Consider the following 18,561-nt stretch of genomic DNA (forward strand, 5'->3'; position numbering starts at 1 on the left):
TTTTTAAAGTAGTTTATATAAAAATAAAGAATGGACATCAATAACAAAATAGGAATCTACCCTGGTACATTTGACCCTATAACTTTTGGGCATATTGACATAATCAAAAGAGCGTGTAAACTAGTCGATAAATTAATAATAGGAGTTGCAGAAAACGTTAATAAGCATACTGTCTTTGACACAAAGCTACGCACAAGCATGGCTGAAAATGAAATCAAAGGGCTAGGAATTGATGCAGATGTTATATCTTTTAATGGGTTGCTAGTGAAGTTTGCCAAAGAGCAAAATGCTTCTGTTATTATTAGAGGATTAAGAGCAGTGTCGGATTTTGATTACGAGTTTCAAATGAGTTGGGTAAATTATAAACTTCTTCCTGAAATCGAAACCATATTTCTTCCCGCTTCTGAAGATACTCAATTTATCTCATCAAGTTTTGTAAAGGAAATAGCAAGATTAGGAGAAGATGTTAGCAAATTTGTATCAAAAGGCGTTCAAAACGAATTGATTAACCTGAATAGGATAAAAAATGGAGAATAGTGTTTGTTGTTTTTTATTTCTGGATAGGTATATTTAATATATAAAATGTTATAAGCTAAAGGAGTAGCATGTCAAAAGTGAGGGTTAATAAAAGAAAAGTTTGTTGTCATGGTGATGAGAATGATGAGGGTTCCGGCCATCCATTAATATATTTAGATATGGGAGAAGAAGAGGAAATAGCCTGCCCTTATTGTGAAAAGACATTTGTCCATGACTGTACTGTAGAAGCGGTTGGGGAGCTGACTAGGGATGATCTCTAATGGCACTTCTGCAGACTTAGTTTATGTAAATAGCAATAAGGGGGGCAGTAAAAATGAAGCTGTCCATACGGTCGAGCACTCCTCCATGGCCAGGTATCATACTTCCACTATCTTTAACACCGTAAGCTCTTTTAACAAGCGACTCAGTGAAATCGCCAAGCTGCGCTAGAATAGCAATTGCAAGGCCAATGATTGGAGAATAAAAAATTGAAAATAGACCAAAAAATATTGATCCAAAAATTGTGCACACTACTCCAGCTAAAATCGCACCAAGAAGTCCTGTCCAAGTTTTTCCAGGGCTAAGAATTGGGCAAATTTTGGCTCCACCAAAATTCTTGCCAAACAGGTAGGCAGTAATATCAATTCCCCAAATGGTTAAGACGAACCATACTAATGCATATTTTCCCTGTGGTAGATTATATAAATATATTAATGAGGCGCTTGGTAGTGCAATCAATAATAATGCAAAAACGTATAAAATTTTGTTTCCTTGGGTTAGATTATACCATTCAAAAGAAGATAAAACTGCTATCGAAAAAATCAATAGATAAAACGATAAATCACTGAAATATGTAGCAAAGGAAAATATGAATAATATTACTATTGAGGACAACATTCTAATTATAAAATTATTATCTACCATATTTTTTCTCTCTTTTTGTATAATCTTCTAATGCTTTGCTCAAATCTTGACAAGAAAAATCAGGCCATAAAGTATCACAAAAATACAATTCAGCATAAGCTGCTTGCCATAATAAAAAGTTGCTTAACCTTTTTTCGCCGCCAGTGCGAATTAATAAATCCAATTTTGGCAAATCTTTAGTATATAGAAATTTTTCAAATTCGTCTTCTGATACACAATCAATATTTTCTTTTATAATATTGCTTATAGCTTGTGTAATTTCTTGTTTTGCTCCGTAACTAACTGCAATAGTGAGTAATAAACCATCGTTCTTACATGTCATTTCTTCTGCTTTTTTAATTTGATCCAATATTTTACTGGGTAATAGACTTAAATTGCCAATAAAATTCAACTTAATGTTACAGTTGCAAATGAAATTGACTTTATCTTCATTAGTTAAAACGGAGTAAAATAAATCAAATAGACAGTCAGTTTCGTTTTTGGGTCTAAGCCAATTCTCCATAGAGAATGCATACAAAGTTAAGTAGGGTATGGTTAGGTCCGTACAATACTTGGCAATATCGTATGCAACTTCACTGCCCTTTTTATAACCATCAATTTTTACCCTTCCTTGATTGTTCGCCCATCTACCATTACCATCCATAATAATTGCTAAATGTTTCGGTAAAGATTCTTGATTCAACATTTAAAGTTCACCTGATGTCATAAAAGTAACTGACGCACAGCTATACGAACATTGTGCTACCAGGAGGGTGTCATTCCAGTGCCTCGACACTGGAATCCAGAAATTTGATTGCAAGTGAGCACACTGAGCTGATAAGCATAAAAATAGCTGTCTTATGCTAAAACAAACGTCTTTGACGAGATTGTATGAAAAGCTGGATCCCAGTGTCAAGCACTGGGATGACAAGAGAGAGTACTGGGATGACAAGAGGGGGTATTGGGATGACAAGAGAGAGTACTGGGATGACACCTTTGTGTTTGAGGCAAAAACTGCTAACACACTGCCTCCGCGGACAAATGTTCATACAGTTGTGTGCCTGCTACCTCCATGGCACCCTTGCATGTAATTTTTTCTTTTTCACTACTGAAGGTTTCTTTCATATTAGCTTAGTGATGCAATATGTCCTTTTCTTTGATGGACAATTCACCATCAATCTTTTTTATATTATCATCAGTAATATTTTGTATTTCCTTCTTAGCGCCGTGAAAATCATCTTCTGAGATCTCCTTATTTTCCTTCATTTTCTCTATTTCTTCCATAATATCTCTACGTATATTTCTAATGGCAATCCGTGCATTTTCAGCAAACTGATGCAATAATTTCACTAATTTTTCACGGGTTTCTTGTGTTAAGTCTGGAAGAGCTATACGTATGGTGCTACCCTCAACAACAGGATTTAAATTCAGATTAGCATTTGATATAGCATTTTTTACTTCACCTACAACACCGATATCCCAAACTTTAATTGATAGGGTTTTGTTATCTATAACCGAAACGCCTGCAACTTGATTTAACTTTTGATGCCCACCATAGATGTTTACAACTATACCATCAAACAAAGATGCACTAGCTCTACCAGTGCGTACACCCTTAATATCATCATGAAAAGACTGAATAGTTTTTAGCATTCTTTCTTTTGTTTTAGCTTTTATTTCATTTAACATAAATTACCTACTGTTTACAATCTGAAACTATAGTATAAGTACCTTGACCCTTAATAATATTGACTATTCTTTCCTCCTTCAAAGAAAAAACTATAATTGGAATAGAATTCTCACGAGCAAGTGAAATTGCTGATGCATCCATAACTTTTAAATCACGAGTCAACAAATCCGTGTAAGAAAGCCTATCATACATTACAGCATCCTCATTTTTTTTCGGATCAGCGGAGTATACACCATTTACTTGCGTACCCTTTAGAATAACATCACAACTCATTTCAACAGCACGTAAAGCTGCAGCTGTATCTGTAGTAAAAAATGGGTTGCCTGTGCCTGCTGCAAAAACTACCACTCTGCCTTTTTCTAAATGACGAATAGCTTTCCTTCTTATGTAAGGTTCACATACAGTGGCCATGGGTATTGCAGATAATACCCTAGAAGCTACTAAATTTTTTTCTAAAAAATTTTGTAAAATTAAAGCATTGATTATAGTTGCAAGCATTCCAATATAATCACTGCTTGCTCTTTCACAGCCACTTAAAGATGCAGATGTGCCACGAAAGATATTCCCACCACCAACAACAATACAAACCTGAACTCCAAGATTACAAACTTCAACTATGCCTTTAGATAACTCACCTATAGTCTCCATATCGTGGCCAAATTGCTTTGATCCCATCAAAGCTTCACCAGAGATCTTCAATAACACTCTAGAGTATTTTACTTTATCTGCTAAGGAAGACATTTCTTGCCATTTAGTTTGCACTGCCCAAAACAAGTAACTTGTAATCAGATAATCTAACAGCACTCAACTCGCTTGATTTTATAAAGTCAGAAACCTTTATTTTATCATCTTTTATGAACTTTTGTTCTAGTAAAACAACTTCTTCACAGTACTTAGCCATTCGTCCATCTACTATTTTTTTTGCTACTTCTTCAGGTTTATTTAAGCTCCTTACTTGCTCTTCAATTATAGAACGTTCATTTTTCAACTTCATTTGATCTAAATCATCTATAGACAAAGCTTCAGGCTTCATGGCAACTACATGCATAGCTATTTGTTTTCCAATCTCTTGTAACTTCGTCTTATCACCAGATGATTGCAATGCAATTAAAGCGCCAATTTTACCTAAGCCACACACATCACCATGTACGTAGCCAGCAATAATTCCATCCTTAGCTTCTAGGTAACAAAGCTTACTTAACTCTAGCTTCTCACCAAGAACTGATGTACCATCCATTATAGCTTCCTGCACTGTGCCAATGCTTTCATACTTGGCATTTTTTAACTCATCAACGCTAGTACAGTGTTCTTGATGAGCAATTGATGCTAAATTTGAAACTAACTCTATAAATTTCTCATTCCTTGCAACAAAATCTGTTTCGCAATTGAGTTCAACCAATACACCATAATTTTCAGTCAAACACATAGCAACGAGCCCATCTGAAGCTACTCTATCAGATTTTTTATCAGCTTTAGCAAGACCTATTGTACGTAACTTATCAACGGCTTTCTTGATGTCACCATCACATTCTTCTAATGCTTTTTTACAGTCACTTAAGCCAAGCCCTGTTCTATCACGTAATTCTCTTATACTATCTGGATTCATCTTCATTTGTTACTACCTCCCTTTCTTCTTCTTTGTAAACTTTACTACGTCTCCTTTTAGTTTGCACAATACCATCTTCTTTTTCTTGAATAAACTCATCACCTTTTATATTATCAATCTTAACTCCAGATCTTGCTAGACTAGACTCTATTCCAGCTAATATAGAGTCGGTAGCTAATTTACAATAGAGCTCTATTGATTTTCTTGAGTCATCATTTCCAGGTATTAGATAAGTAATATCATCTGGATCAGAATTAGTATCAAGTATTGCAACTATTGGAATTCCTAACTTTTTAGCCTCCTTAACCGCTATATGCTCTTTATTAGTATCAATGATGAATAAGATATCAGGAATTGCTCCCATTTCTCTAATACCGCCTAACACCTTATCAAGCTTTTGCTTTTTCTTTTCAATATTTCCCAATTCTTTCTTTGTTAAAATGCTATCCTCGTCATCTAATATTTTCTCATATTGCATCAAGGTTTTTATCGAAGAAGAAACAGTGCCCCAATTAGTAAGCATACCACCAAGCCATCGATGATTTACATAATATTGACCACAACGAATCGCTTCACTTGCAATAATATCAAAAGCTTGAAACTTTGTACCAACAAATAGAATGCGACCACCTTGAGATGCAACATCATATAAAGCCTTCATGGCCACCTGTAGCAATGGTAGTGTTTTCCGCAAGTCAATTATATGTATACGATTTTCTTGATGCACTCCATATATGTATGGAGCCATTTTTGCGTTCCAGCGACTAATTTTGTGACCAAAATGTACACCAGATTCGGCTAAATCACGCACAGTAACTTCAGGCAAATTTGTCATATATCATTCCTCCAAATAGTTTATCTTCCATGGCATAACCCTAACGGGACTACTTGTATAAGCCATGTGTAAAATTAAATTATTTACATAGTAATAGAAAAGACAGCAAAGTGCAAACAAAAAATATTGACAAAGGGCGGTATGTTTATTAGCTTTAAAGCTGAAAACGCTAAAAAGAAATTAGGGGGGTGTAGCTCAGTTGGTTAGAGCGCATGCCTGTCACGCATGAGGTCGTGAGTTCAAGTCTCATCACTCCCGCCATATTAGTTTTAGCATGACCTAAAATCCGCAATATTCTTGCCGGTATTTAGAAACGCTTTCACCAAACTTGACATGGTATGGTATTGTAATTAATACTTAAATAGGTTTATTTTTATCATTAATAATTAGGATTAAATATGTTCATTTCTGAAGTTTTTGCAGCAGATGCAATTAGCAATGCATCAAGTATCGGCGCATCTTTTGCTAGTTTTATTCCATTGATTTTAATATTTGTGGTATTTTATTTTCTCATTATTCGCCCAAACCATAAAAAACTAAAAGAACATAGAAAGATGATAGATCAAATAAAACGTGGTGATACAGTCATTACTTCTGGTGGAATAATAGGTGAAGTTAATAAAGTTGATGAAGTAAATGCACAATTTATAATAGAAATAGCACCAAAAGTTGAGATAAAAGTCCTAAGGTCCGCTATATCTGAAGTTTTAAACAAAGAAGCTCAGAAAGTAGCAGCTAAACCAATTGAAAAAGGCAAAATTGAAAAGAATGATAAAAAGAATAAAAATCAACCAGAGGAAAGTAAAAAGGGAAAAGATGATAAAGGCAAAAATGCTGCATAACTTAAGAAGAAGGTTCACTTAATTGTGTGTGGAATATTTGGTGTAGTAAGTAACGGTGATTCAGTAATACCAACCTTGTTAACCGGGTTGCAAAAATTGGAATATAGGGGATATGATTCCTCAGGTATAGCAATCATAAATAACGAAGGCGAGATAGAAGTCAAAAAATCAGAAGGTAAAGTTCAAAGGTTGTATAAAGTTGTTGATGAAAGCAAGATGTCTCACAGTACAGTTGGTATAGCACATACTCGCTGGGCTACACACGGAGTTCCAGGCCTTAAAAATGCTCACCCCATTCGTACAAATAATGTTGTTGTTGCTCATAACGGCATAATTGAGAATTACAATCTGCTAAAAAAGGGTCTAGAAGAAAGGGGAATGTCATTCCATACTGACACTGACACAGAGATCATACCAAATATGCTAACCTTATATCTTGATGAAGGATTGTCGCCAGTTGATTCTCTATTTAAGTGTTTAAACAACTTACATGGCTCATTTGCCTTGGTCTTATTATTTGCAGAATATCCAGATGCCTTATTTGTTGCGAAGAGAAATTTGCCTTTAGCAATAGGCTATAACTGTAACACAGTGTTTGCTGCATCTGACTCTAATGCTTTAAGTGCATTTGTGGAAAGAATATCGCATTTGGAAGATGATGACATTGCAGTAATAAAATCTAGTGGAGTTAGTATATACAACAATGGTACACAAGTTAAACGCAGTATAGAAAATAGTAGTCCAAGTAATTTTCTAATTAGCAAAAATGGTTACCCTAGCTTCATGTTAAAAGAGATTTTTGAGCAACCGCATGCATTAAACGAAACAATAAATCAATTTTACAAGCAATATAAAGAGGTCAACAAAAAATTGTTTTCTGAGCTGAGTTACATTACTATAGTTGGATGCGGGTCATCTTATTTTGCTGGGCTAATAGCAAAGTATTGGCTGGAAAGTGTTGCTCAAGTTCGAGTATATCTAGAAATCTCATCAGAATTTAGATATAGCAACATTAAGTTGGAAAAAGGCAGTATTGGGTTATTCATCTCTCAATCTGGCGAAACTGCAGATACCATAGAAGCGCTGCGTTATGCGAAATCACATAAGCAAACAATCATTAGTATAACTAACACATTTAACAGCAGCATTGAAAAGATCTCAGATATTGTGTTACATACTCTTGCTGGGCAAGAAATTGGTGTTGCTTCAACAAAAACCTTTTCTGCGCAACTTGCAACTTTAGCATGCTTTGCCGTGGAGCTTGGAAAAATAAAAGGTATACTGGGTGGAGAGAGAATAAAGCAGCTAAGCAGTGCTATCAATTCTATTCCTGAGTATGTTGAGCACGTTTTGAATATGATGAAAATACAACATATATCGGGCAGTATATTAGAACACAATAACGTTATTTTAATCGGCAGAGGAAGTTCATACGGAGTTGCAATGGAAGGCGCATTAAAAATAAAAGAACTTTCATACATTAACACAATTGGTATTGCAGCGGGGGAAATGAAGCACGGGTCTATCGCTTTGATAGACCATACTGTGCTTGTTATAGCAATTATCCCTTATGATGATTTATTCTTTAAAACGCTATCTAATATACAAGAGATTATTGCAAGAAAAGGCAAAGTAATTGCCTTCAGTGATAAGCAAGGAGCACCGTTCCTCAGGGGAATTTGCGCAGATGTGGTGCAACTTCCAGACACTGATAATTTTATCTCTCCAATCATCTACAGTGTTGCTATGCAATTCCTTGCTTACTATACTGCAGCAAAAAAAGGGTTAGATGCTGATTGTCCAAGAAATTTAGCTAAGTCTGTCACGGTTGAGTAGTCCATTTAAAGTTAAAGCTAAATTTCTAATTAAGCACTTTAATTATCAACTATAAGTCACTAAATTTCTTGCATAATAGTTATTTACATAAAAAATCAGCAGCTCACTCTTTTTTTTCATTCCAGCGCGTGACGTTGGACTCTTTTGCTGTGCATTCCTTTCTTAAGAAAGCAAATGCAATTTTTTGCAGGTTTCACACATGATAAAAATTAGCAGTTTTATTTTTAGCCAAATTAATTGAATCAAGCTACAAAATCTGCTAAAGTTAACTTTGTGAAAGCACCCTTAGCTCAGTTGGATTAGAGCATTTGACTACGGATCAAAAGGTCGGGCGTTCAAGTCGCTCAGGGTGCACCACATTTTATAGGAAACAGAAGTCACACTTGAAATTAATATATGCAATACCTATCTTTAAAGGTTAAACACTAAACTATTATATATGAGCAAAAAAGACTACTATGATCTGCTGGAAGTAGGAAGAAATGCCAGTATTGATGAGATAAAAAAAGCGTATAAAAAATTAGCATTAAAATATCATCCTGATAGAAATCCTGGCAATAAAGAAGCAGAGGAAAAATTTAAAGAAGTAACAGCTGCATATGAAGTTCTGTCTGACTCTGAGAAAAGGGCAGGCTATGACCGTTATGGCCACGAAGGTGCTTCTGGTGGGTTTCAAGGCTTCAGTTCTGCAGGAGATTTTAGCGACATATTCAATGACTTCTTTGGTGGAGGATTCGGTGGTGGTGCAAGTAGATCAAGAGCAAAGAGGAGCACAACAACAGGAGTGTCTGGAGCAGACCTACGTTATGATCTTGAAATTACTTTGGAAGATGCATTTAAAGGAATACAAGCGCCTATACATTATGTGACAAATGTAAAATGTGATACATGCCAAGGCACAGGTGGCGAAGGAGCAATTAAACCAGTTCAGTGCCACACATGCCAAGGAAGTGGTAGGATTAGAACTCAGCAAGGCTTTTTTACCATCGAAAGAACGTGTACTACATGCTATGGAGAAGGAGAAATAATACAAAATAAATGTAAAAAATGCGGTGGAAGTGGACGTAGAAGAGGTGAAGTAAATATATCCGTTTCAATTCCAAAAGGCATAGAAGAAGGAGCTAAGGTAAGGATAAGTGATAAAGGAGAAGCTGGAGCAAGAGGTGGAAAAAGTGGAGATTTATACGTATACGTGAAAATAGCTCCCCATAAAATCTTTACTCGAAATAAGGCAGATTTACACTGTAAAATACCTATAAGAATGACACTAGCTGTGCTTGGTGGTGAAATTGATGTCCAGTCAATTGATGGAGCTAAAACAAAAGTAAAGGTTCCAGAGAGCACTCAAACTGGTACCAAACTACGTTATAGGGAAAAGGGTATGCCATATATGAACTCACATGTTCGTGGTGATTTATATGTACAGGTAATAGTTGAGACTTTAAATCCAAAAAATTTAACTAAAAAGCAAATTGAACTATTAAAAGCACTTGAAGAAGAGGAAAATGCAAGTATACAACAGCAATCTGAAGGGTTTTTTAGTAAAGTAAAAAAAAAATAAGAAATCTGCTAAATGACATGAAGGGGTAACTATTTACGGGTTTTCACTTAACCCTGCAATTCTTTGATCTTATTAATGGAAAACTTAACAATAGTGTTATTATTAGCCAACAGAAACTTCTCAGTTCCTTAAAATTATGTAAAAGCAATAAATTTCTTTATTTAAGACCGAAGTTTTGCTATTCTCAGATTTTAATAATTTAAATTTAATGAATATAAACAAAAATGAGTTTTTATTTCTTCCGCTTGGGGGAGTAGGAAGAATCGGGATGAATGTTAGCCTATATCATTACCAAGGTAAGTGGATTATGATCGACCTTGGTGTTGGTTTTGCAGATGAAACTATGCCAGGTGTTGAGCTGCTCATTGCTGATGTAGATTTTATTGTTCAAAGAAAAAAAGATTTGCTTGGAATAATAATTACACATGCACATGAGGACCACTGCGGTGCAGTGCCTCACTTGTGGGAAGAGTTGCAGTGCTCCATATATACAACAAAGTTTACGGTTAATTTTCTTAAGGAAAAACTAAAAGAATTTCGATTGGAAGGTATAGTGCCTGTGAAAGAGGTGGACATAAATGGCAGCACAAATTTGGGTCCTTTTACCGTCGAGTTTATAAATGTAACTCATTCAATTCCTGAGGCAAATTCAATATTAATTAGCACTGAAATGGGTAGTGCACTCCATACCGGAGACTGGAAATTTGATCCAAAACCTGTTGTTGGATTAACTTCTAATATAGAGCGTTTAAAAGAAATTGGCGATAAAGGTGACCTGCTTGCAGCAATTTGCGATTCAACCAATATATTAAGCAAGCATCACCCTGAGTCAGAAGGTGAAATTTATAATAATATTTATAACATAATAAAGCGGTCTAAAAAATTAGTTGCTGTTTCGCTATTTGCTTCAAATGTGGCACGAATTGAAACGATAAGCCAAGCTGCAAAAGCACTAAATAGAAAAGTAGTTTTACTTGGTAGATCTTTATGGAGAATAGTGAAAGTTGCTCAAGATAGTGGTTATTTAACTGATTCTCCTGAGTTTCTTGAAGCAAAGGAAGCAGTAAATTTTCCAAGGGAAAAACTGGTGCTACTTTGCACAGGTTGTCAAGGTGAGCCACTGGCAGCTACCGCAAGACTTGCTGCTAAGAGTCATCAAGCATTTAAAATGCAGCAAGGTGATACCATGATCTTTTCGTCAAAAATCATTCCTGGAAATGAAACTCGTGCGCACAACATGCTCAATGCCTTTATTGAGATGGGGGTAGAAGTTGTTACTGAAAAAACAGAGCATGTTCATGCTTCTGGGCATCCAACAAGAGAAGAGCTAAAGGAAATGTATTCTTTAATAAAACCGAAGATGTCTATTCCAGTTCACGGCGAATATATTCACACGCATGCACATGTAAAATTTGCTAAAGAGTGCGGTGTGGCAAAAGCAATAATGATTGCACCAGGTGATATCGTTAATTTGGAGAATGGAGAAAAAGTTAATTCAATCGATGTTGACTACTTTGGTATTGATGGTATGTTGCTACGTCATCCGGAGTGCAGTGTTATAAAAATGCGTAAGAAAATGAGAGATGCTGGAGCTATTGTAGTGACAGCGGTTGTAAACAAGAAAAATAAATTGCTTGCTAAGCCAAAAGTATTTGCACCAGGTGTTTTCGAAGCGCAAGAAGATGCAGTCATTGTGCAAAGGATCATAGAGAAGGTTGAGTCAGCGTTTAGTTTACAGCCGACAAAAAAAATAAGAAATAAGATTGAGAGTTCAATATTTAGTATCTTAAAGGAATATTTACTAAAAAGACCTATAATTGAAGTCCAGATAGAACAGGTATGAAATGAATGAAGTTATTCGTTCAGCTGGTGTTATTTATTTCGTTATTTATTCCTTATTTTACAAAAGCTGCTTTATATGTTGATATAAAAAAAAGCAGTGTTGGTAACATTGATCTTGTTGTATCTAAATGTACATGTAAAACAGCGCTGGAAAGCGAATTAAGCGAAAATATTGCAAAGGTAATAGGAACAAATTTATCTAATTGTGGCTTATTTAATGTAAAACGTGGCGCGGAAGCTGAATCTAAATCTTGGAAAAGCGATACTGTAGTCACAGTAAGTTTAAGCGAAGTATCTGGTAGTGCATTAGAGCTATCATTTCGTTTGTTTGACACTTTTACAAAAAGAGAATTACTTACTCAGTCAGTTGTTTTTCCAGCAAAAGACTGGAGAAAAATTGGTCACCTCGTTTCGGATGTGATACATGATAGATTGATTGGTGAGAAAGGGCACTTCAACACAAAAATCACGTATATCGCTGAAGAAAAAGATAGCAATTATAAATCCGTACGTAAAATTGCTGTGATGAATCAAGATGGAAGTAATATAAAATACTTAACAAATGGCGATAGATTTGTGTCAACACCAAGATTTTCACCAAATGGAAAGGGTATTGTTTATATCTCATACGCAAATGGTAAAAGTTATATAATATTAAAAAATTTAAAAGATAACACTGAATCAATAATCAGCGCATTTGAAGGAGTTGTTTCTGCACCAAGATTTTCTCCTGATGGTAAATCTCTTTTAATTTCCCACTCATTGGGTGGTGAGACAAATATATTATCTTTGGATTTAAGTAGTAAACGGACAAAAAAAATTACTAAAGGTTCAGCTATAAGCACTTCTCCCTCTTTTTCTCCAGATCAAAAGTATATGGCTTTTAGTTCTGATATAAGTGGGAGTCAGCAACTGTACGTTATCGATTTTACTAACACAAGTAAAAAACCTAAAAGAATTAGTTTTGGAAGTGGAAGATATGCTACGCCTGTTTGGTCGCCAAAAGGAGATCTGATAGCTTTTACAAAGATTCAGTCAGGAAAATTTTACATAGGAGTTATGAAGCCAGATGGCAAAGAAGAACGTCTGCTTTCAGAGGGGCATAAAATTGAATCTCCGGCATGGCTACCAAATGGCAGAGAAATCATTTTTACAAGAACAGAATCACCAAGCAACTCTAAACTATATTTAGTAGACTTAGTAAAGAAAAATCAAAAAATGGTTTCCACTCCCACAAATGCTTCTTTACCGGATTGGTCTTATTTTTAAACTACTGAGCTGCACACTGCTGATTAACTGTATTACCACAGCATTGATTTATCGCCACATCAACAAGATATCCTGCTACACCACCTACTATAGCACCAGCGATTCCTGACAACACAACAGTTGCAATTACTCCAATAACAGCAATTTCAGGTATAATTCCCATTGCAGCCAGTGTGGCTCCTATAACACCAAGCAGTAGTGCTGAACGGATAATTGTCCGTCTTCTCGGAGAAATTCCTAGAGTAGGCCCTTGTTTTGGATGTGAATTGTTATTAATTACATTTTCTTTGTGTTCAGTGAATAGTTTTTCAAGCTTACTTTTCCCTTTGGATTGGGCCAACCTTAATGTAACGGAGAATGCTTGAGTGCTCTGTACAGTTTCAGGGTCAGCGCCTGGCTTTAATAGTAATTCTGCAATTTTAATATCATGATCGGTTTCTGCACAATTGCTTTCAACAATGGATTTTAACATCTTATTTTTGAAAAAATTACATGTATATGGTAAGAATGTTTCTATTGTACTCTGACTATATTCTGTAATATGAGTGGTAATTATCATGCCTGTTGAATAATCAACTTTAGCACCATGTGCAAAAAGCGCTTTAGCAATATCATTTTCGCCTGTTTTTAAAGCATATTCTAAAGCCTCACAAAGTGGTGCGAAATCGTCTTGTTTGTATACGTTAGGGTCTGCCCCATGCCTTAAAAGCACATTTACAACATCAAGGTTGCCTAGTATGCACGCATCACGCAAAGGGGTACCACACCGCCCCTTAATATTAACATCTATTATGTTAATTATCGAGCATGGATCGGCAATGCTGTTATGAACTGGTGTTGAGTTATTAGCCCTGTGTTTTAATAAAACTTCTTCAAGAAACTCTATCCAACCGGATTTAGGATCATTGCAAGCATTTTCTACAATGTAGCCCAATATTGAACTGCCATTATCTGTATAAAAAGGTTTGGTTTGTGCATTGATGTTCTGAACTTTTTTTAACAAAGTTTTTGTTTGGGCTAGATCTTGTGTTTCAAGAGCATAAAATAAATCTTTTTCCTCTTCACTCAAATGCGAACCGTAGCAACCTTTGCGAAATTCTTTACGATGGTTTTCTGAGAATTCATCAGCCCAGTCATCATTAGGTTGGTTGCTGATGAATTCTTCGCTGATCTTGTCTGTTAATATTCCATATGCTACTGATATTTCTTTAAACTTTTCTGTTGCTGTTTTTGCTCTTCTTGGTGTTTTATCTGACCATTTATCGGGATGCCATTCGAGTGCAAGCTTGCGATATGCCTTCTTAATCTCTTCTATACTTGCGCCTTCTGATAATCTTAGAACTTTAAATGCCTCTTTACGTGTTTTTGGAATCATACTCACCCCCTTGGTAAAATTAAATTAACATAATGTATTACTAGTTTAGCAAGTCCACTCAAGAAAGCCAGGTAAAACTAGAGACAGATTTCTTACTTTACCAAGAAGGATATCATGCAAGCCCTATGATGTCATCCAAGTAACTTTGTCTATCTTATTTTGCCGCTTTCCTGATGTAGATTTGATATAAGCTTATTTTACCTTAATCGTTTATAACCTTTGGCACTACGAAATACCCATGCTCAGGTTTTGTATTGGACAATATCTCTTCTTTAATGTTTTGAGAATTTATAACATCATCGCGTACATGAATGTCTTTGTCTATACTGCCATAACGCATAGGAGAAACACCTTCAGTATTAACTTGCAATAAAGTATCATGTATCCAATCCAGCATTGTCAGTTCTTTTGAGTAGTGATCAATCTCGTCATTTGATAACTTAATCCTTACAAGCTGTGCAATTTTAAGCATTTCTTCCTTGGTAATTGTTATTTTTCTCTTATTTGCAAATTCTATTAGTGAAGTAATAACGTCTTCTGTTGACTTAGCTGGCATCTTTACCTCCTTGGATAAAGTGAGTTAAAATATCTACGACCGAAACAACTTCTATTTTACCAGTTTTTTCAAGTTTGTGAAGTATGGTATCCGTAATCACTAATTTATCTAAAGAAGAGGAAGAGATTTTCTCAACTGCACTTCCTGAAAGCACACCATGTGTGATGCATGAAATTACGGATTTTGCTCCGCAATTTTTTAGAGTAAGAGCTGCATTACACAACGTTCCACCAGAGTCAACTATATCGTCAACAATGACACAATTTTTGTTTGCAACTTCTCCTATTATGTTCATTACTTGAGATGTGCCTGCTTTCTCTCTATATTTATCTACTACAATAATCTTATTACTTAACTCTATCTTATACTTTTTCTCTAAAGTCTTTGCAAAAGCACGTGCTCTGCCAATTGCTCCAACATCAGGTGCAACAATTGCCAAATTTTCCGTGTGTATAGAGTCAACAAATGCTTCAAAACAGTTCAAATTAGTTACCGGTACATCAAAGAATCCTTCAATTTGACTTGAGTGCAAATCAATAACTGCGACACTACTTGCACCTGCAGTTTGAATAAGATTTGCAACTAATTTAGCACTTAAAGCAGATTGCATATTATTGTTTTTGATAATTCTATCTTGTCTGCTATATCCATAATAAGGAATAATTACTACTATCCTTTTGGCTCCTAATCTATTTACTGCATCAATTATAAGCAGAAGCTCCATAAGGTTATCATTCACAGGGGGAGAAAGAGATTGTACTATGTATACTTCTTGATTATATAGATCATTTGCTACTTCTACATTTACCTCGCCATCGGTAAACTTTGATATCCAAGCAGAGGATGGTTGAACATCTAGCCGTTTAACTACTGATTTCCCTAATTCCTTACTAGCATTACCTATTATTATCTTCATAACGTACCAATTGAGCTTGTAAGATTATACAGAAATTATGAAATAATTGAAATGTAAGTTCTAGCATTAACTGCTTCATACTACACCTTTCCCCTTTCCCCTGAAACTAAAATCTATATACTTAACTTTAGGAACTTCAAAATACGATGCTATCTAATATTAGAGAGTTATTTTACTATATAAAGCCTAATCTATCTTATTTCATCATAGCTTTTATTGCAGTTTTATTTTCAGCCTTAACGATCCTCCTCTTTGGCAGGGGCTTAAGCAATATAATTGATTCTGGCACAGAGCACGATTTTACTACCAAACTATTAGTTGCAATACTTATAGTTTTAGCCATTTCTCTCACTGCATTTACTAGGTTATATTTCATTGGCATTGGCAGCGAGAAAGTTATCGCAAGAATCAGATATGACTTATATAGCAGTATCACTGACTTGCAACCAAGTTTTTTTGAGAACACAGGCGTACAAGATGTTATCTCAGCACTCATTACTGATACCTCTGTGCTGCAATCAATAATAAACAGCAGCTTACTAACCATATTACGAAATTTTGTGATTCTGATTGGTAGTGTTGCCATGTTATTATATACAAATCTACACCTAACCGCATATGCAGCCGCAATAATACCTATACTATTCATTATCATGATCCCACTTGGAAAAAAAGTGCGTAGCTATGCGCGCTTTGCCCAGGATAAATTAAGTGAGCTTGCATCACTTAGTGAGGAAAATTTTCGGTCTATTGTAACTATCAAATCGTTTGTACTCGAAGAAAATGAAAAAACCCGTTTTAAGGAGTATTTAAACTCAGTATCAAAATCATACGTAAAATTAGTATTTTTGCGTGCTATTCTAGTAACTCTAGTTATCACGTGTGTGATAGGTTCACTAGTTGTTTTGCTCTTTTTTGGTATTAAAGAAGTCTTAAACAACAATATAACTATTGGAGAACTATCTTCATTCGTGTTTTATTCAGCGCTCGCAGCAGGAGCTATAAATAATTTTAGCGATAATATCAGTGATTTACAACGAGGTCTTGGAATAGTAGAGCGTTTATTTGAATTTAAAAATATGAAAAGCTCTATAGCAGATGCCGATGATCCTATAAAAATTTGTAGTGTTCAAAAAGGAATTTCGTTTAATGGCGTGAAATTTTTTTATGAATCTCAGTCTGATAAGCCAGCGTTAAATAACGTATCATTTTCTATAAAGGCAGGTCAAGTAGTATCAATTGTTGGACCATCTGGCAGTGGCAAGAGCACCATTTTAAAGCTTTTGCTCCGTTTTCACGATCCAGACAAAGGAAGCATTACTATCGATGGACAGAATATTAAGACAATTGCGCTAAATGACCTAAGATCGTTGTTTGGCTTAGTGCCACAAGATCACATGATATTCTCTTGCTCAATAATAGAAAATATACTATACGGCAAACCGGGTGCTGAATATGAGGAAGTGAAGCAAGCAGCTATCAGCGCTTATGCGATGGAATTTATTGATAAGCTGCCTGATAAATTTGATACATTTGTAGGAAAAAGAGGATTAAAACTTTCTGAAGGGCAAAAACAACGTATTATAATAGCAAGAGCCATACTCAAAAACCCTCAGGTTTTAATACTGGATGAAGCAACCTCTGCCCTTGATTATAAAAGTGAGAACCTCGTGCAAAAAGCATTAAGCAAGTTAATGCAAAACAGAACAACGATCGTAATTACACACAGACTATCAACCGCACTTAAAACTGACAAGATTATAGTAATTAATCATGGAAAAGTAGAAGAAGTCGGAACTCATGATTTTCTAATGAGTAAAGAGGGGCTATATGCAAAACTGGCGAAGATACAGTGGAATTGAAAGAAAATTTAAATCATACTGTTAGTTGATATGCTAGATTTATAATTAAAGTTATTAAATTTTTAATTATTATAATTTATAATAACTTAATAGTATTTTTTAAGGATTATTATGGTTTACACTTTTTTACCACAACAACATATACCTTCTCATATATCAATGCCAGCTTTACCAACACAAACGTTGATAAAAGTACCTTATACATCTTCATGTACAACACCTTACACTGTTAATCCATGTCAAAATAATTATGATCCATGTTACAATTATTTTGACCAATGTTATAATAATTATAATCCATGCCACAATCCTTGTGATGGATTTGGTTTTTTTTGTTAGAAGGCTATTTCAAATAATTTTCATATACGCACGTATTAGTGTATGTGCTTTATGTTCTTCTAAGAGTACATGAGTGTTATTCAAATATAACACTCATGTATTTCACATTTTACTTGAAAAGATAAGCAATTGTTATTCACATAGCAGTTCTACTACAACTTATTTCAGCAACACAACTAATTTTTACAACTTCTTCTTAAAATCTTATCATTATTCTGTCGTAGTAAAACTTCTGAACTCTAATATCTGCTACATTAAAATCGTATTTTGAAATGTACTGTAAGTTTGTATATGCTAATTTTAGCCTCAAAATTATTAAATCATTAACTTTTTTATCCTATAATAATCTAATAGTTATTTTTTAAAGGATTCTTATGAATTATATTTCCTCATCTCCACGTGTTGGTTCATGTATTCCTACGCGCACAGCTTGCACAACTGACCCACGGTACCATCATAATTTTGATCCACATTGTCATAACCACTTTAACCCACATTGCCATGACCACTTTGATCCGTGTTGTGATAGACTCGAATTAAATATACAGCTTCCTGATATAAAAATACCTCCTTGTCCTGAATGTCCTCCTTGTCCAGAACCTAAAAAACCAAT

17 protein-coding genes and 2 tRNA genes are annotated in these 18,561 nt (G+C 35.0%); 10 read left to right on the forward strand and 9 right to left on the reverse strand.

Annotated features, from left to right (window positions below):
• The first annotated feature begins 30 nt into the window (after nucleotides 1-30).
• A complete protein-coding gene (gene coaD, locus NBW39_RS03620; protein ID WP_250295636.1) occupies nucleotides 31-537 on the forward strand; it encodes a pantetheine-phosphate adenylyltransferase in 507 nt (168 codons plus the stop codon).
• A gap of 68 nt (nucleotides 538-605) precedes the next feature.
• Nucleotides 606-797, forward strand: a complete 192-nt coding sequence (locus NBW39_RS03625) for a zinc-finger domain-containing protein (RefSeq protein WP_065094665.1) — start codon at nucleotides 606-608, stop codon at nucleotides 795-797.
• A 16-nt stretch (nucleotides 798-813) separates the two neighbouring features.
• Here the strand turns inward: NBW39_RS03625 and NBW39_RS03630 are convergent, their stop codons facing one another.
• From NBW39_RS03630 to rpsB, 6 genes are all read right to left on the reverse strand, one after another.
• A complete protein-coding gene (locus tag NBW39_RS03630) occupies nucleotides 814-1,440 on the reverse strand; it encodes a phosphatidate cytidylyltransferase (protein WP_250295637.1) in 627 nt (208 codons plus the stop codon).
• Entirely contained in the window at nucleotides 1,430-2,125 is a 696-nt protein-coding gene (uppS, locus tag NBW39_RS03635) for a polyprenyl diphosphate synthase (protein WP_250295638.1), read from the reverse strand. The genes NBW39_RS03630 and uppS overlap by 11 nt, the downstream gene beginning before the upstream one ends.
• A 425-nt stretch (nucleotides 2,126-2,550) precedes the next feature.
• Nucleotides 2,551-3,108 carry a ribosome recycling factor gene (gene frr, locus NBW39_RS03640; RefSeq protein ID WP_250295639.1) on the reverse strand — a complete coding sequence of 186 codons (558 nt, stop codon included), beginning with the start codon at nucleotides 3,106-3,108 and terminating at the stop codon, nucleotides 2,551-2,553.
• 7 nt (nucleotides 3,109-3,115) lie between these two features.
• Nucleotides 3,116-3,850, reverse strand: coding sequence for a UMP kinase (pyrH, locus tag NBW39_RS03645; protein ID WP_250295640.1), 735 nt, complete (start codon nucleotides 3,848-3,850; stop codon nucleotides 3,116-3,118).
• A 10-nt stretch (nucleotides 3,851-3,860) separates the two neighbouring features.
• Complete coding sequence (tsf, locus tag NBW39_RS03650) at nucleotides 3,861-4,721, reverse strand: translation elongation factor Ts (protein WP_250295641.1); 861 nt, start codon at nucleotides 4,719-4,721, stop codon at nucleotides 3,861-3,863.
• On the reverse strand, nucleotides 4,702-5,550 hold the full coding sequence (gene rpsB / locus NBW39_RS03655) for a 30S ribosomal protein S2 (RefSeq protein WP_250295642.1): 849 nt from the start codon (nucleotides 5,548-5,550) through the stop codon (nucleotides 4,702-4,704). The genes tsf and rpsB overlap by 20 nt, the downstream gene beginning before the upstream one ends.
• Nucleotides 5,551-5,734: 184 nt before the next feature.
• Between rpsB and NBW39_RS03660 the strand changes: the two genes are divergently transcribed.
• The 7 genes from NBW39_RS03660 to NBW39_RS03690 all read left to right on the forward strand — a co-directional run bounded on the left by NBW39_RS03660 (nucleotide 5,735) and on the right by NBW39_RS03690 (nucleotide 12,900).
• A tRNA-Asp gene (locus NBW39_RS03660) sits at nucleotides 5,735-5,811 on the forward strand.
• Between the two features lie 137 nt (nucleotides 5,812-5,948).
• On the forward strand, nucleotides 5,949-6,392 hold the full coding sequence (gene yajC, locus NBW39_RS03665; RefSeq protein WP_250295643.1) for a preprotein translocase subunit YajC: 444 nt from the start codon (nucleotides 5,949-5,951) through the stop codon (nucleotides 6,390-6,392).
• 24 nt (nucleotides 6,393-6,416) lie between these two features.
• On the forward strand, nucleotides 6,417-8,228 hold the full coding sequence (glmS, locus tag NBW39_RS03670) for a glutamine--fructose-6-phosphate transaminase (isomerizing) (protein ID WP_250295644.1): 1,812 nt from the start codon (nucleotides 6,417-6,419) through the stop codon (nucleotides 8,226-8,228).
• Between the two features lie 279 nt (nucleotides 8,229-8,507).
• Nucleotides 8,508-8,585: transfer RNA gene (locus NBW39_RS03675), tRNA-Arg, on the forward strand.
• 82 nt (nucleotides 8,586-8,667) lie between these two features.
• Nucleotides 8,668-9,789: a molecular chaperone DnaJ gene (gene dnaJ / locus NBW39_RS03680; protein ID WP_250295645.1), complete on the forward strand. Its 1,122-nt coding sequence runs from the start codon at nucleotides 8,668-8,670 to the stop codon at nucleotides 9,787-9,789.
• A 208-nt stretch (nucleotides 9,790-9,997) separates the two neighbouring features.
• Nucleotides 9,998-11,632 (forward strand): ribonuclease J, encoded by a 1,635-nt coding sequence (locus NBW39_RS03685; protein WP_250295646.1) that lies wholly within the window; start codon nucleotides 9,998-10,000, stop codon nucleotides 11,630-11,632.
• A 5-nt stretch (nucleotides 11,633-11,637) separates the two neighbouring features.
• Nucleotides 11,638-12,900, forward strand: a complete 1,263-nt coding sequence (locus NBW39_RS03690) for a Tol-Pal system protein TolB (protein WP_250295647.1) — start codon at nucleotides 11,638-11,640, stop codon at nucleotides 12,898-12,900.
• 1 nt (nucleotide 12,901) lies between these two features.
• Here the strand turns inward: NBW39_RS03690 and NBW39_RS03695 are convergent, their stop codons facing one another.
• The 3 genes from NBW39_RS03695 to NBW39_RS03705 form a co-directional block, all read right to left on the reverse strand.
• On the reverse strand, nucleotides 12,902-14,275 hold the full coding sequence (locus tag NBW39_RS03695) for a DnaJ domain-containing protein (protein WP_250295648.1): 1,374 nt from the start codon (nucleotides 14,273-14,275) through the stop codon (nucleotides 12,902-12,904).
• Between the two features lie 202 nt (nucleotides 14,276-14,477).
• On the reverse strand, nucleotides 14,478-14,831 hold the full coding sequence (gene gatC / locus NBW39_RS03700; protein ID WP_065094978.1) for an Asp-tRNA(Asn)/Glu-tRNA(Gln) amidotransferase subunit GatC: 354 nt from the start codon (nucleotides 14,829-14,831) through the stop codon (nucleotides 14,478-14,480).
• Nucleotides 14,821-15,747: a ribose-phosphate diphosphokinase gene (locus NBW39_RS03705; protein WP_250295649.1), complete on the reverse strand. Its 927-nt coding sequence runs from the start codon at nucleotides 15,745-15,747 to the stop codon at nucleotides 14,821-14,823. Before NBW39_RS03705 ends, gatC begins: the two co-directional genes overlap by 11 nt.
• 146 nt (nucleotides 15,748-15,893) lie before the next feature.
• Here NBW39_RS03705 and NBW39_RS03710 point away from each other — a divergent pair, with 146 nt between their 5' ends.
• On the forward strand, nucleotides 15,894-17,609 hold the full coding sequence (locus NBW39_RS03710) for an ABC transporter ATP-binding protein (protein ID WP_250295650.1): 1,716 nt from the start codon (nucleotides 15,894-15,896) through the stop codon (nucleotides 17,607-17,609).
• The last annotated feature ends 952 nt before the right edge of the window (nucleotides 17,610-18,561 follow it).

It is taken from the genome of Wolbachia endosymbiont of Oedothorax gibbosus (assembly GCF_936270435.1).
GTDB lineage: Bacteria > Pseudomonadota > Alphaproteobacteria > Rickettsiales > Anaplasmataceae > Wolbachia.